This is a genomic window from Pseudomonas sp. D2002 (assembly GCF_013385735.1).
In the GTDB taxonomy this organism is placed as follows: domain Bacteria; phylum Pseudomonadota; class Gammaproteobacteria; order Pseudomonadales; family Pseudomonadaceae; genus Aquipseudomonas.
The window spans coordinates 139,533-154,507 of sequence record NZ_JACAPL010000007.1 but is presented as its reverse complement, the minus strand read 5'-3'; the positions used below and the strand labels follow the sequence as shown (position 1 = coordinate 154,507).

8 protein-coding genes, 1 tRNA gene and 2 pseudogenes are annotated in these 14,975 nt (G+C 55.6%); 2 read left to right on the top strand and 9 right to left on the bottom strand.

Annotation, left to right across the window (positions count from 1 at the left end; all coding sequences use genetic code 11):
• Positions 1 to 28: 28 nt before the first annotated feature.
• Positions 29 to 262: a glycine zipper domain-containing protein gene (locus HX783_RS30325; RefSeq protein WP_371317690.1), complete on the bottom strand. Its 234-nt coding sequence runs from the start codon at positions 260 to 262 to the stop codon at positions 29 to 31.
• Between the two features lie 18 nt (positions 263 to 280).
• Here HX783_RS30325 and HX783_RS16475 point away from each other — a divergent pair.
• Both HX783_RS16475 and HX783_RS30000 read left to right on the top strand, forming a co-directional pair.
• A pseudogene (locus HX783_RS16475) lies at positions 281 to 1,156 on the top strand (tyrosine-type recombinase/integrase); the annotation flags it as partial.
• 272 nt (positions 1,157 to 1,428) lie between these two features.
• Positions 1,429 to 1,664, top strand: a pseudogene (locus HX783_RS30000) (site-specific integrase); the annotation flags it as partial.
• Positions 1,665 to 2,099: 435 nt separating this feature from the next.
• Here the strand turns inward: HX783_RS30000 and HX783_RS16470 are convergent.
• The 8 genes from HX783_RS16470 to pheS all read right to left on the bottom strand — a co-directional run bounded on the left by HX783_RS16470 (position 2,100) and on the right by pheS (position 14,903).
• Positions 2,100 to 2,489 (bottom strand): hypothetical protein, encoded by a 390-nt coding sequence (locus HX783_RS16470; protein ID WP_038859116.1) that lies wholly within the window; start codon positions 2,487 to 2,489, stop codon positions 2,100 to 2,102.
• 29 nt (positions 2,490 to 2,518) lie between these two features.
• Positions 2,519 to 3,412 carry a hypothetical protein gene (locus HX783_RS16465; RefSeq protein ID WP_256347192.1) on the bottom strand — a complete coding sequence of 298 codons (894 nt, stop codon included), beginning with the start codon at positions 3,410 to 3,412 and terminating at the stop codon, positions 2,519 to 2,521.
• A gap of 303 nt (positions 3,413 to 3,715) precedes the next feature.
• Positions 3,716 to 10,345, bottom strand: a complete 6,630-nt coding sequence (locus HX783_RS16460) for a DUF3320 domain-containing protein (protein ID WP_177017555.1) — start codon at positions 10,343 to 10,345, stop codon at positions 3,716 to 3,718.
• 326 nt (positions 10,346 to 10,671) lie between these two features.
• Positions 10,672 to 10,748: transfer RNA gene (locus HX783_RS16455), tRNA-Pro, on the bottom strand.
• A gap of 90 nt (positions 10,749 to 10,838) precedes the next feature.
• A complete protein-coding gene (locus tag HX783_RS16450; protein ID WP_003174972.1) occupies positions 10,839 to 11,195 on the bottom strand; it encodes a MerR family transcriptional regulator in 357 nt (118 codons plus the stop codon).
• Positions 11,176 to 11,478 carry an integration host factor subunit alpha gene (gene ihfA, locus HX783_RS16445; RefSeq protein WP_002553164.1) on the bottom strand — a complete coding sequence of 101 codons (303 nt, stop codon included), beginning with the start codon at positions 11,476 to 11,478 and terminating at the stop codon, positions 11,176 to 11,178. The genes HX783_RS16450 and ihfA overlap by 20 nt, the downstream gene beginning before the upstream one ends.
• Before the next feature lie 3 nt (positions 11,479 to 11,481).
• Complete coding sequence (gene pheT / locus HX783_RS16440; protein WP_177017554.1) at positions 11,482 to 13,860, bottom strand: phenylalanine--tRNA ligase subunit beta; 2,379 nt, start codon at positions 13,858 to 13,860, stop codon at positions 11,482 to 11,484.
• Between the two features lie 26 nt (positions 13,861 to 13,886).
• Entirely contained in the window at positions 13,887 to 14,903 is a 1,017-nt protein-coding gene (gene pheS, locus HX783_RS16435; protein ID WP_003192486.1) for a phenylalanine--tRNA ligase subunit alpha, read from the bottom strand.
• Between the last annotated feature and the right edge of the window lie 72 nt (positions 14,904 to 14,975).

Sequence of the window (14,975 nt, the reverse complement as noted above, 5' to 3'; positions counted from 1 at the left end):
GCCGGGCTCGATGTAACCGCGTCAGAAACTAACGATGCTTGTTCTTGTATTTATGCTTGTTGTTGCCTTTGTGCTCCTTACCATCCGACCGATGATTGCTCTCATCAGCCGCCAGGTTGTTTCCAAGCGCGCCACCCGCAGCGCCGCCGAGACCTGCGCCGATCGTCGAGCCAGTCGTGCCGCCGAGCTGTTGACCTACGATGTTGCCAAGTGCACCACCAACGCCGCCTCCAAGGCCGGCTGTGCCGTCTCCGGCAGCCATTGCTCCTTGCGAAATGAGGATACGTATGAGCGGGACGTACTTCCCCCGCGCGAGCTGGCAAAAGGGACCCTGGGCCTTTATGCCGTGCACTTCCACCGTTTCCGGAAGCAGTTCGAAGGTAAAGCGGTCGACCAGATCACGATCCGCATGATCGCTGAAATGCTGGACGCCATAACTCCGCGCTCGGCAAACCAGTCCAGGGCGCTGCCAATCGACATTTTCAACCATGCGGCAGCCAAAGGCTTATGCCCTGACAACCCTGCAGCCAGCACCATCAACCGGATCGAGAAGAAACATCGCAAACGGCACACCGTCGAGGGACTGAAAGCGATCAGGGAAGAGTCGCCAGCCTGGCTACGGAATGCAATCGACCTGGCGCTGATTACCGCTCAACGGCGCACGGACATCCTGGACATGCGTTTTGATGGCGTTCGGGAGGGTTTCCTGTATGTCGTGCAGAAGAAGACGGCCAAGGCGACAGACGCGGCCTGGATTCGATTCCGGGTCACGCCCGAGCTGCAGGCTTTCGTTAGCCGGTGCCGCGACGATGTCGTGTCGCCGTACCTGGTGCAGCGTAAACCGGATCGGCTGAAACAGAAGCAGGCACAGACAAAGGACCACTGGACGAAGGTTGAGGAGCGGTATTTGACGCGAGCATTCAAGGAAGCCAGAGAGTCGGCAAACTGTTACGCGGGATGGAAGGAAGAAGAGATGCCTGGATTCCATGAAGTGCGAGCACTGTCGCTGCACCTGTACAAGAAAGCAGGTAAGGATGGGCAGAAGATTGCAGGCCATGCGAGCGAGGGCATGACCAGGAATTACCAGCGAGACCACGAGGAAATCATCTGGTCCGAGGCGATTCCGGACCTGAATATCAGCGAAATCACAGGGTAGTTTTGCGCGGGTTTTGCGCAGACATGAAAAAGCCCAACCTTTTCAGGTTGGGCTTGATCAAGAATATGGTCGGGACGGAGTGATTCGAACACTCGACCCCTAGCACCCCATCTTCTTTTTTACACTTCTTGATAGCTTCGAAAATTCTGCTCTGGATTTTTCTAAGCTAGTATTTACTTGAGCTCCAGCGGTGTTCTGCTCTACGAGACTCCAGTAACGTCCATCAAGAGCCGGCGTTTTTGTGGGGGTAAAAGTAGGGGGGAGTCCGTTTCATCGCCAAAATCACCATAAAGAACTCGAGTCGCTGACCGCCAATGATGCCGGCCGAATCCTCCGAGAGGATGGCAATCTGGCCGGTCGAATCTCAGTCCGCAAGAACAGTGTGTCGATCAGCCTCTTCTATCGCTATCGGTGGGGCAAGCGGAACAAAGAGTACGCCCGCGGGTCTTGGGAGTGCCAATCCTTGACGGACATCCGCAAGGCACGCAACCAAGTCCAAGCGCTCATTTAACAGGCTCGTGACATTTCATGCGCAAGTAGACAACCCCCCCCCCCCCCCCCCCCNNCCAAAAAAAACCCCCCCCCCCCCCGCGAGAACACAAACATACACCAGTCATTGCCAACGTGAAAAAACGCGCTATATTGTGCTTACGACAAGCACAAACCACAACATGATGTATTTTAGTGTAAGTCGGCTTAGGAGATTAGGTGTAAAAACCCCACACTCGTAGGAGATTTACGATGACAGATCGACGCCCTATCAACAAAGATGTGACCGTTCCGAAGCCCGGCGGTGGCCAACAGCCTCGCTCGCGAAATCAAGATGGTCAAATTCGAGACAAGCGGAGTGACGCGGGTAAGCCTCGGAGCAAATAGATCAATGCTGAACTGCGTCGCCTGGTATCCATGACGTTACCTGGCGATGCAATACCATGAAACCGTGTCAATGTGACTTGGATTCAACCTTGCCGTTTACCAAGGTCACCACCATATATACGTACACCTCCGTCCCCCACGTATAGATCTGCACGTTGCCGCCACTGGCGGCCTCCTTACCAGGAATCTTGACGATATCCAGCACCTGTTCATATGTCATGCCGGGCTTAATTGCAGCGTATTGTTGATCACTAATATTGGGACGCTGGGCCCTTATCGTTTCAAGATCGGGAAAACCGGATTGGTAGCTGACGTTATTGCCATTGCCAGAAATGACCGGACTGTTGTTACCGCTGGAGCTGTGCGAAACCGCCGGGGTAGGTAGGACGAGCGCCGCCACTGATGCCAACGCTCCCAATATGCCAGCGTACAAGCCAATTTGTTTCATGTTTGCCATGCCATTCTCTGGGTTCTCAGATGATTCAGTTATACGGTCACGGCGAAGCGCCGAGCATCAAGGGCGGCAACAGCCGAGAATCCAGCGCTCTTCTTGAAGCTCATGTTATGGACGAAATTCTTCATCGCATCAGACGGGTCGATGGTTTCGAGGTTAAGTCCGTCAACAGTTAGCTTAGAGAATGCAACACTCAGAATTGGCTGTTCCTCCATATGACCTGTCGAGCTGTTGAGCACATTGTCAAGAGCGGTGACTATGACTAGGTCATCCGGCAGGATTGCCAACAACTCTCGACCTACTCGCAGCGCGCAGCTGCACACGTAGTCCTGATGGAGTTCGTTGAACCGACCAATTGGCATAGCTTTGGTCGACAGCTTGCCGCTTTTGAGTAGAGATTTGATTTCGGTAGGAATCACGTCGGAGCCATGGATAGCGACTTTGGCTTCTAGGACACCACCTTCATGAACAATCATCTGAATAGCTGAGCCGAGGTGTGATATTTCTGCAAACGACTCGAAAGCTTCGATGGCATCTAGCTTGGCCTGACGGTCACCATCAAGGATACGGATCGCAATGTCCCTCTCCTCTGCCCACTCGGTATGGGCAGTTTTCCATTCATCAAGCTGAGCCTGATATCGCCTTTCGTCTTCCGCCTGCGCGGCGCCAATCTTGCTTTTCAGGGCTGCACGCTGACGAGCCTCTAGCTTGAAGAGCCTAGCCCAGAAATTGGGGTGATATGTAGCGGCCGCGTGCGTAGCTTGTTGTTCAAGAGTACCGCTCTTGAGTGGCTGTCTAGGTTCAGGATTGGAGAGAAGTCGCTTCCATTTCACAGCCTCGGCACACTCCTTGTGCATTGAAAGGATGATATCTACGTGATTTTCGTACACCTCAACTTCATACGCTGCTTGTTCCAGCGCTTCCATCTTTGCGTACTCTTTCTGTCGCTTTTCAAGTTCACGCTGACGGCGATGAGCGTTACGCTCTGATCGCCGCGCAGACGCTTGCAGCGAACGTACAGTCCCTTTCCAACCCATCACGACTCTCCATAACGCCCATATGATGGCACATTAACATAACTCTTAGCGTTGCCTGAATCACCTGCGCATTTCGTAACCGAAACATCAGTTAGCCCATAAAGAATGCATTTGTACTCCACGCTTCTCAGAGCAAGGGCACGTTCAGTTTCCCAGAAGTAAGAGGACCTTCACGGCCCCCTTGTTTCTTGCTTACTCCGCCATTTGACGTACGGCCCTCTCAATCCGCTGGCGTCCCGCATGAGCAAGCTTGCTTACACCAGCTTCCTTCGCGACCGCATATATTAGGGCCTCCCCTTCGTGCCCCCGCTGCACCATCTCGTCAACCAAAGCACATAGTTCTGGCAGGCAGATTTCAGATAGCCCTCTCGTGGTGTCTTCATCGCCGGGCTTACGAAAGACTACACTGGCATCCGACTCGATATGAGTCGGCCAGAAAAAGACTCCTGTCTGCTCCTCTTCATGTGAGCGGAATCGCGCCCGGGCAATTTGGTCAACGCGATCACGTATCCGTGAGCCGGTTCGTACCCAGCCATGAGCACGGGCAATGCGCTTTGCAAGCGCCGTGTCCAGAACCGGCCCCTCTTCCGCCACGACATGAGCAATCATCTGCTCCAACGTTTCCGTGTAACTCGCCTCAAAGAACTGATCTGGATCGACCAACCCTACCGCCTGACGAGGGTCGGATTCTTTATAAATCAAATATTCAAGGGGACGAGCAAAAGCCAGGACATCCTCATCTGGCTTGATAGATGCAGCCTTAGCGTACTTAAAATCAGGGAATGCACCTGAGGGATCATTGGATTCGCCCGCACTATCCAGTGTGGCGACCACAGCAACCTGACTTACTACCTCAATGACCTCAGACATAGCTGCGTCGATTTTCAGTCGCTCTGCCTCTTGAGCGGCATCGATGACAGCCTGCTTGGCTCGGGACTCAGCAAGGAGTTCGTTCAGACGTAGATGTACCTTTTCGGCAGTTCCAATTGCATCAACCCACCAGTCTGTCGACCATATCCTAACAATCTCCCAACCAAGTCCACGCAGTACAAACTCACGGAGCTTGTCACGATCACGAGCGGTCGCACTGCGGTGATAGGTAGCACCGTCGCACTCAATCCCGGCAAGGTACCGTCCAGGTGTGTCAGGGTGAACAACCCCAAGGTCTATTCGAAAGGAGGAAACGCCAATCTGGGTAAATATCTGCCATCCCTTTTTAGCCAAGGCCGCTGCAACTGCCTCTTCGAATGGGCTGTCGAAACTACCCACGCTACCAAAGTCAGCCTCTGCGAGAGCCCGTGGGCCACGCTCTGCAAACTCCAAGAAGTGCTTAAGATCTCGAACCCCGATCGCTTGCGTACGAGCTAGATCAATATGCTCTGGGCGCAAGGTCGAAAACACCACTAGCTCCTGGCGAGCACGGGTTATTGCCACGTTCAGTCGACGCTCACCACCAGGGCGGTTCATCGGACCGAAGTTCATGGACAGCACACCGGCAGCGTCTTTTCCGTAGGTGGTCGAGAAATAGATGATGTCTCGCTCATCGCCTTGAACGCTCTCAAGGTTCTTGACGAACACAGGCTCCAGCTCGGACTCAGCGAAATACGAATCGAGTGATGGGTCTTTCCGGCAAGCCTCATCCAGCATGTCCATGATGAGCTTCTGTTGCTCGCCGTTAAAGGTTACGACCCCCACGGTCCGCCCGCTTTCGCGGAAGGCCGGAGACTGTAGGCGAGCAACCAAATCAGCAACTAAATATCTTGCTTCAATTAAGTTTGTTCGCGACCCGCCCTTGTCATATACACCCGGGACTGGGCATAACCGTACTGCTTTGTCGGCCGTAAACGGTGATGGGAAGGTCACCAGCTTCGACTGGTAGTATCGCTGGTTCGAGAAAGCGATCAGACTTTCGTGGCGGCTACGGTAGTGCCAGTTAAGATTACGCATTGGCAGATTGGCACTGATGCACTCGTCCAGAATACTCTCGAGATCAGCCTCTACATCCTCATCTTCAGCGGTCGACTCAGCGCGGTTAAAGAACGAAGTTGGAGGGAGCTGTTTGGGGTCGCCCACCATCACCACTTGCTTCCCTCGGGCCATGGCGCCGATGGCATCCCAGACAGGTATTTGAGATGCCTCATCGAAGATAACGAGATCGAATGGCGTTGAGGCAGGAGGCAGATACTGAGCAATGGATAGAGGACTCATGAGCAAGCATGGAGTCAGCTTGGTTAGCGCTTCTGGCGCACGACTCATCAGCTCCCGCAATGGAATGTGCTTAGTCTTCTTGCCCATCTCATGTCGCAGGACTCCCCACTCTGAAGAGCGACTTACACTGTCTTGGCTTGGTAGGTCGGAACACAGCCGAGCTCGGAGCCAGTCTTTGGTCAACTCGGTGAACTTGTCGTCCAAAGCGCGGAAATCGCGAATGCGTTGCTCATGCTCCACGCTGACGAACGTCCGGATCACCTCTTCGTTGTCGACCGTCGTATTCAGCCACCAGCGGGCATAATTTACTTCCAATACACGCCGGACTTTTCCAGAGCTGATAGCTCCTGCTTCCATCGCTTGAACAATCGGCGCCAGGCCGACAGCGTAGGCTTCATCGCGAACCTTCCGCCAAGCGCACCATGCCTTAAGACGCGATTCAGACGAGACGACAGTTTCGCAGTTTGTCTTGATATCACTTAGCGCCAGGTGAGCAGTTTCGATGACGCCCATTTCGGTGAAATGACCGACAGCCGTCAGGTGCGCCGCTCGCGCCTGTAGCAACTCAAGCTTTTCTCGAAGAGCAACACCGGCATTGGCTATAGCAGCCTCCGGTTCAAGTAGTGCGTTACCATCCCCCAACAGAGTTTGAAGCGGTGTTTTGTAGGCCGCGACCTGCTCAGGATTGAGTGCCAGCTTCGCCACCGCGGTAGCCATCTCCCCCTGAAACGCTGCCGCACTACGCACGACATCAACTTTCGTTTTCAAGTCATTCCAGACAGGAACGATTTCTCGCAGATCGGCCAGATCCACCAACTCTCGCTCAACTGCTGCTCTGTTCTTGAGCAACTCAAAATCAGCTTTTAACGACGAGCCACAACGCCCCTCCTCTACATGAGGATGGTCGTCGACAAGCCGACCGCGTTCTTCTATGCCACGTCGTTCAGCCTGGAAGCGCAGAGCTGCAGTCAGCACGTCAATATCCGTGGTCAAACCGCTCCAGAGAGAGCTAGTTGCTGAGCTGAGATCAACCAGCTCATCTAACCCAGCATCGAGACGAGTCAGCGCACGCAGCCGGCGGAGTTCCTCCTTCAGGCCATCACCTAGCTGGCCCTGCTCAACCAACTGCAAGCCGTCATCGATCCAGGCAGAATTACTTTTCTGAAGCCGCATAGCCTCTTGCAGCTTGATCGCTGTCGCGAGATGCGTTGCTTCGGATTTGGCACCTTGCCAAACAGCAACACACTCATGACCTGGCTCCAGCTCATCGATTGCTCGACGCACCGACCGAATCTCTACCCAAGTAGCGAGATCCTTGCCATTGTCGACTTCACCTGTTGACGTCTGCGTCGGAGCCAATAGCCCAGCAATGCGGCGTTTTCCGAACCAAGACTTAGGCCAGAAAGACTCCTCCGCGTCTTTCCACTCGCGCAGCAGGAGTTCGGTATCAAGTACTTCAATCGCATCAACGTAGGACGCCGTTAGCTGGTGCTTGAGGTCGTCTATCTGACACAGCAATGTGACAGCTTGCCCGAGAACGTCAGTGACATTTTCTGGCCAGGCCGAGCCTAGATCAACGAACGTAGCGCGGCGTTGCTGCAGCAAATCAATGCCTTGTTTAGCTTCAGCAATAATACGAGAAGACCAGAGGGATGAGAGTCTGGAGTTAATGTCCCGGTGTTCGTCGACCCAAGTGCAGCCGTCACTCAGACGTTTAGAAATCGAGCGAGCATCGGGGCGCAGTGCGAAACGCCAATCATGCCCAGCGGCAGCGGGAAGTGCTCGAGAAAGGATCGATAGCCCCTCAAGCGCTGTTGGGGTGTACTCCGTAACAGGAAGCCCAGACAGCTCAACAAAGCGATCGGCAGCTCTCTGGACTTCAAGCACAGCGGGAAGCACGTCACGAGCCGCCTGCACGAATTGTTGCTGCCAATGAGGCGACCACTCTGCTTGGCCTACCCCGGACAAAGCGTTGCCTGCCAGCTGACTGTAACCCACAGCCTGTGCGTTCACTTCAAGGCGGTCGCCCAGCTCTCCAAGTTCAAGCATGGCCTTCTGATCATGCGTTTCCGGAGATGGCCAACCGATTGGAGCTACTGCCTCATCAACACCCGATGTCACCGTCCCGATGGCATCGTAGATGGTGTAGCCGTTGCGGTGCCGGCGATGCAGACGCTCGACATAAATATTGAGGCTGTCACGCAGGGACGCGAGCCGCTGCGCTTCCACCTCCCATGCGGCAGCATCTACCTGCCCTTTCGCTTCCCAAGCCGACTGTAACTGAGCAAGGACATCCGTTTTCCGAGCTTTGCTGGAGTGAAGTTCAAGGCAGAACTCACCCAGACCGATTTCACGCAAGCGCCGGTACACGACATCCAGGGCAGCAATTTTCTCAGACACGAACAGCACCCGGCGCCCTTGAGCGATCGACTGGGCGATCATGTTGGAAATCGTTTGGCTTTTACCCGTGCCAGGTGGGCCGATGAGAACGAAGTCTTTACCCTTGGCTGCGGCCATCACAGCCGCAAGCTGAGATGAATCAGATGGCAGTGGGCAGAACACATCAGTCGGGCCGTAATCACGGTCCAGAGACTCAGCCTCCGGAAACGGGGTATCGGAGATGAACGAATCGCGTGGCGTATCCAGAAGATGCTGGACTACTGGACTCTGTCGAAGGTGCTCTGCATTCTCGGCAAGATCCTTCCACATGAGATACTTGGCAAATGAGAACATCGAGAGCACAACGTCCTCATTCAGCTCCCAGCCAGCGATGTCCTTAATCGCATGACCAACTTTGTTCCAAATGCCTACGATATCCAGACCGGAGTCGTCCCGAGGCAGCTCCTGCTCCAGCGAACCTAAGCCCAGCTCAAAGTCTTGACGCAGCATCTCGATCAGAGTCGGGTTAAAACGAGGCTCATCATCGTGCAGCACCATGGTGAATCCAGAGCGTGCGCTCTTACGCTCCAAAGTGACAGGAACCAAGACCAGTGGCGCTTTGTACTTCTGCCCAGCTCTATCCTCACGCGTCCAACTAAGGAAACCGATGGCCAGGAAAAGCGTGTTGGAGCCACCCTCCTGCAAAGCAGTACGAGCGCTTCGATATAACTCAGTTAACCGGACATCCATTTCGGCGGACGTCAGCGCAACGAATACTTCCCTACGCTTGAGAGCATCTTCAGCATGACGACGGCGAACATCTTCTCGCTCACGCTGTTCATAGAGTGTGCGCTCACGCGGATCTGCGCCATCCATCAGGTCAGGCCTGGTAAGCAGCTTCAGAGACTGTCCACTTGCAAGAATGTCCTCGAGAGCACCGGGATCAGGAGATTCAAGCTTCAGCGCTCTCTTACCCATTTTGAAATTGAGCAAGTTATTTCGAAGCGACAGATCCAGAAGCTTTCGCTGCCACCGGCCGAGGCGATCTGCTGGGTCGAGCTTAGACAGATCCTCAACCTGCACCTTAATATTGTCATCGGCGATGCCAATCCCTTCCTCCACAAGAAGCGATGGGGCTTCATCAGACTCAGCAACGGCGACACGTGCAATCTGAGCCTCTGAGCTGGCGAGCGGTTTGATACGTTGCAAACGGGCGCGACGGATATCTAGCAGCATCTCGAAAACACTTTCAGCGTCTTCGGCTACCTGTTTCGTGCCCATCTCTACCGCATAAGAGAATGGCGGTATCGAGGCGTGGGTAATAAGAGTGGTCTCAAACAGCACGAGCTCCTGAAGCTTCACCCGCTTACGTACTGCAGTGACATCATCCACCACGGCAGTCGTAAACTCTTCTGGCTTAAGCCACAAACCAGCAAAAGCATGACCATGGGTGAATACGATCACGGGGTTAAGACCAATCTGTTCCAATGCTGCGCAGAAAAGCAGAGTCAGGTCGAGACAAGTAGCCAACCCGGAGTCAGCAAGCTGACTGGGGCTACGAATCTTCTGTCCTGATTGTTCAAAGCTGGCCGGCGGCAACGCATAGTCGAGCTTCATGCGCGCCACCGCGCCCCACACTGCCGACGCCAACTGCCAAGCTCTTTTGGGGCCACCCTCATATCCGTCAAGTGCGGACGGCTTATCGCTAAGACGAAGCAATTCGGCTGCCTGTTTGAGCAACCGCTCAACCGCTGCATCATTCGGCTGAACAAAAGCCGCAGTCATATCTGGTAAATGCCGCAATCCGCCCCACTGGTTTCTGGGCAAAAGGTCTACGACCTGTTCAAGCCGAGCAACTTCCTTGCGACCGCTCTCCGCCTCCTTGTCATCGGCTTCGAGGACAAACGTAAAGGTCGACATTTCTGACTCTGTCAGGCGACTCAACAACGGGCCGTCCAAGACAAGATCAAGCCCAGGTATGACCCGGAAGCTATCTGCAGCGATCTCGTCGATCCGCCAGATCTTGGACTTAAATACCTCGGGGGCCGAGCTAAGCGTAAGAGTGGCATTGACGAAACGATTACTCGTTTCGTTCGAGATACGAAGCTCGCGAATCACAGGGATAGCGTTCTGGAAATCTGCAAGATTTAGCTTTGCTACCAAGGTGGCAAGGACCTTTACTTCCTTAGGCGGGGCTTCTTCTTGGGGTGTGAGGGGCTGAACGATATCGTCCATGCGCAACAATCCTTGTCGTTATGCTCAAGGGAGTGCCGAAACTGAACGGCCAGGGAGCCCCTATTGAGCTGATGGCGGGATGATATCTCTTATAGCGACAGCCGTAATGTGCCTTTGGTCGTCACTGGTTTCTCTGCCCATCATCGAACGTCACATATTACGACCGACACAGCTCAATATCGAAAAAGGATCGAAGTCCACTGGGCAAACTCCGATAGTGGTATCACATCGAAATGTCCATCAAGAGCCGGGCGTTTCGTGGGGGTAAAAACACCTGAAAATAAAAAAGGGTCGCGAGATAAAATCTCGCAACCCTTTGAATTATATGGTCGGGACGGAGTGATTCGAACACTCGACCCCTAGCACCCCATGCTAGTGCGCTACCGGACTGCGCTACGCCCCGACTAGGCGTGTTACTGGGTTTGCTTCGCTACGAAGCGATCCGGAATATACCGCAAGCTTTTGAAATGTGGAAGTATTTTAAAAGCTTGAATCACTTCTTCAAAACCACCAGCACGTCTTCGAGTTCGGAGATCATCTGGCGGATCAGTTGCTTGTATTGGGTAGTGTCGTCTTTGGCTTCATCACCGGACATACGCTGGCGCGCGCCACTGATGGTGAACCCCTGGTCGTACAGCAACGCGCGGATCTGTCGGATCATCAGCACATCCTGGCGCTGATAATACCGACGGTTCCCGGTGCGTTTGACGGGGTTGAGTTGAGGAAACTCCTGCTCCCAATAGCGCAGCACGTGCGGTTTGACCGCACAGAGCTCGCTGACTTCACCAATGGTGAAGTAGCGTTTGCCTGGGATGACGGGTAGCTCGTCGTTATGACTTGGTTCCAGCATAAGCCTCAACTCGGGCCTTCAACTTCTGCCCTGGACGAAAGGTGACCACACGGCGAGCCGTGATCGGGATTTCTTCTCCCGTTTTTGGATTGCGGCCAGGCCGCTGGCGTTTGTCCCGCAGGTCAAAATTGCCGAAACCGGACAATTTGACCTGCTCATTGTCTTCCAGAGCGTGCCTGATTTCTTCAAAAAACAGCTCGACCAATTCCTTGGCTTCGCGTTTGTTCAGACCCAGCTCTTCGTACAGACGTTCCGCCATCTCAGCTTTCGTCAAAGCCCCCATACGTCACTTCCTTAACGTGGCGTTCAACCTTTGTTCGAGCGAGGTGAGGATATTTTGTGTCGTGGTATTCACCTCATCGTCATTAAGAGTGCGCGATGGATGCTGCCAGGTCAAGCCAACTGCGAGGCTTTTTCTATGCGGATCAATGCCTTTACCCTGATAGACGTCAAATAGCCTGAGGTCTGTCAGCCATTCCCCTGCATTTTCACGGATTACATCCAGAACGGCAGTGGCGGCGACTTCACGATCGGCGATCAGGGCCAGGTCGCGACGCACTTCAGGGAAGCGCGACAACTCGCTGAATTTAGGCATTTTGCCCGAGGCAACTTCAGCCAGGACCAGCTCGAAAACAAACACCGGACGGTCCAGACCCAGGGTTTTCGACAGCTCTGGGTGAATGGCGCCGACGAAGCCCACCAGGCGCCCTTCGCGCTCAATACGTGCGGTTTGGCCTGGGTGCAACGCTGGGTGGCTGCCTGGCACAAAGGTGAACGCGTCGAGCGCGCCGGCAAAGCCCAATACTGCTTCCACGTCAGCTTTAACGTCGAAGAAGTCCACGGCGTCGCGACCCTGCGCCCAGCCTTCCGGCAGGCGGCTACCGCACACCACGCCAGCCAGCATTGGCTCTTGCTTCAGGCCGTCGAGCTGGCCGACAAAACGCAGGCCGCTTTCGAACATGCGCACGCGGTCTTGTTGACGGTTCAGGTTGTGGGACAGCGCTTTTACCAAGCCCGGCCACAGCGAGGAACGCATGGCCGCCATGTCGTTCGAGATCGGGTTAGCCAACAGCAACGGCTCGACACCCGGATTGAACAGCTCGAACTGCTTTGGATCGATGAAGCTGTAGGTCACCGCTTCCTGGTAGCCACGGGCAACCAGCAGGCGACGCAATTCAGGCAGGTGCGCACGGGCTTCAGCCTTAGGCTGCGGGGCCAGGCGTGCTTGCGGATAACGAACCGGCAGGCGGTTATAGCCATACAGGCGCGCCAGCTCTTCGATCAGGTCGACTTCCAGGCTGATGTCGAAGCGATGGCTTGGCACTTCAACGTGCCACTGCCCTTCCCCGCCAGCGGAAATGCCCAGGCCCAGCGCCGACAGCAGTTGCTCGATGTGAGCCGGCTCGATCACCAGGCCGAGCATTTGCTCGACGCTTTTGGCACGCAGGGTGATGGGTGCAACGGACGGCAGGTGCTGCTCGCTCACTGTTTCAGTGATCGGGCCGGCTTCGCCCCCGGTGATTTCCAGCAGCAGGCCAGTGGCGCGCTCCATGGCTTCACGGGCCAGTTTCCAGTCCACGCCACGCTCATAGCGGTGCGAAGCATCGGTGTGCAGGCCATAGGAACGGGCCTTGCCCGCAATCGCGATCTGATCGAAGAACGCACTTTCAAGGAAAATATCGCGGGTGGTCGCGGACACACCGCTGTGCTCGCCACCCATCACGCCGGCAATGGCCAGGGCGCGGGAATGGTCGGCGATCACCAGGGTATCGGCACGCAGGCTGACTTCCTGGCCATCGAGCAGTACCAGCTTCTCGCCTTCTTCAGCCATGCGTACGCGAATGCCGCCGTTGATTTCGGCAAGATCGAACGCGTGCAGCGGCTGGCCCAGTTCGAGCATCACGTAGTTGGTGATATCGACAGCAGCGTCGATGCTGCGCACGTCGGCGCGACGCAGGCGCTCAACCATCCACAGCGGAGTCGGCTTGGACAGGTCGACATTACGGATGACGCGGCCCAGGTAACGCGGGCATGCGTTTGGTGCCAGCACCTCGATAGGGCGCACTTCGTCGTGCACGGCAGGCACGGCGGCAACAACCGGGCGGGTAACGGGGGCGTTGTACAGCGCGCCGACTTCACGGGCCAAGCCCGCCAAAGACAGGCAGTCGCCACGGTTCGGGGTCAGGTCGACCTCGATGCTGGCGTCTTCCAGTTCCAGATAAACACGAATGTCCTGGCCCACTGGCGCGTCAGCCGGCAGTTCCATCAGGCCATCGTTGCCCTCGCCCACTTGCAATTCAGCCTGGGAACACAGCATGCCGTTGGACTCGACGCCGCGCAGCTTGGCCTTCTTGATCTTGAAGTCGCCGGGCAGTTCAGCGCCGATCATGGCGAACGGAATCTTCAGGCCCGGGCGCACGTTTGGCGCTCCGCACACGACCTGGAAGGTTTCCGCGCCATTGCTGACCTGGCACACACGCAATTTGTCGGCATCGGGGTGTTGCTCGGTGCTCAGCACTTCGCCCACGACCACACCACTGAAAACACCGGCGGCCGGCGTTACGCTATCGACCTCAAGGCCGGCCATCGACAGACGAGCAACCAGCTCGTCGCGATCTACCTGCGGGCTTACCCAGCCACGCAGCCATTGTTCACTGAATTTCATCCTGCTCTCCTAAAGATTCGTTACGACTAGCGAAATTGCGCGAGGAACCGCAAGTCGTTGTCGAAGAACAGACGCAAGTCGTTCACGCCGTAACGCAGCATGGCCAGACGCTCCACGCCCATGCCGAAGGCAAAGCCCGAGAACTCTTCCGGGTCGATCCCGGACATGCGCAGCACGTTAGGGTGAACCATGCCGCAGCCCATCACTTCCAGCCAGCCGGTCTGTTTGCAGACGCGGCAGCCTTTACCGCTGCACATCACGCATTCCATGTCGACTTCAGCGGACGGCTCGGTGAACGGGAAGAACGATGGACGGAAACGTACCGCCAGCTCTTTCTCGAAGAACACCCGCAGGAATTCTTCGATGGTGCCTTTGAGGTCGGCGAAATTGATGTCGCGATCTACCAGCAGGCCTTCGACCTGGTGGAACATTGGCGAGTGGGTGATATCCGAGTCGCTACGGTACACACGGCCTGGGCAGACGATGCGGATCGGCGGCTTGTTTGCTTCCATGGTGCGGACCTGTACCGGCGAGGTATGGGTGCGCAACAGCATGTTGGCGTTGAAATAGAAGGTGTCGTGCATCGACCGGGCCGGGTGATGGCCTGGGATGTTGAGCGCCTCAAAGTTGTGATAGTCGTCTTCGACCTCAGGGCCTTCGGCAATGCCGTAGCCGATGTGGGTGAAGAACTGCTCGATACGTTCCAGAGTCCGGGTAATCGGATGCAGACCGCCCGAGGCCTGGCCACGGCCAGGCAGGGTCACGTCAATGGACTCGGCGGCGAGCTTGGCCGCAAGATCGGCCTCCTCGAGCGACGCCTTGCGCGCATTGAGAACCTCTGTGACACGCTCCTTGGCGACGTTGATCAGCGCACCGACTTGCGGACGCTCTTCAGCCGGCAAATTCCCCAGGGTCTTCATCACCTGAGTCAATTCACCTTTTTTGCCAAGGTAGTGAACCCGGATTTGCTCCAGGGCATTTACATCTTCAGCGCTTTGCACAGCCTCAAGGGCTTGAGCGACGAGCGCGTCCAGGTTTTCCATGTACAGACTCCAGATACAAAATAGGGGAAGAGCTTGAAGGCTCTTCCCCTATTTATGACGTTTACCACCTTG

Bases quoted from the DNA above. Each gene is read 5' to 3' on its own strand.
- pheS (WP_003192486.1), bottom strand. From the start codon at position 14,903: ATGGAAAACCTGGACGCGCTCGTCGCTCAAGCCCTTGAGGCTGTGCAA.
- HX783_RS16465 (WP_256347192.1), bottom strand. From the start codon at position 3,412: ATGGAAGCGCTGGAACAAGCAGCGTATGAAGTTGAGGTGTACGAAAAT.
- HX783_RS16450 (WP_003174972.1), bottom strand. From the start codon at position 11,195: ATGCTGGAACCAAGTCATAACGACGAGCTACCCGTCATCCCAGGCAAA.
- HX783_RS30325 (WP_371317690.1), bottom strand. From the start codon at position 262: ATGGCTGCCGGAGACGGCACAGCCGGCCTTGGAGGCGGCGTTGGTGGT.
- HX783_RS16470 (WP_038859116.1), bottom strand. From the start codon at position 2,489: ATGGCAAACATGAAACAAATTGGCTTGTACGCTGGCATATTGGGAGCG.
- HX783_RS16460 (WP_177017555.1), bottom strand. From the start codon at position 10,345: ATGGACGATATCGTTCAGCCCCTCACACCCCAAGAAGAAGCCCCGCCT.
- pheT (WP_177017554.1), bottom strand. From the start codon at position 13,860: ATGAAATTCAGTGAACAATGGCTGCGTGGCTGGGTAAGCCCGCAGGTA.
- ihfA (WP_002553164.1), bottom strand. From the start codon at position 11,478: ATGGGGGCTTTGACGAAAGCTGAGATGGCGGAACGTCTGTACGAAGAG.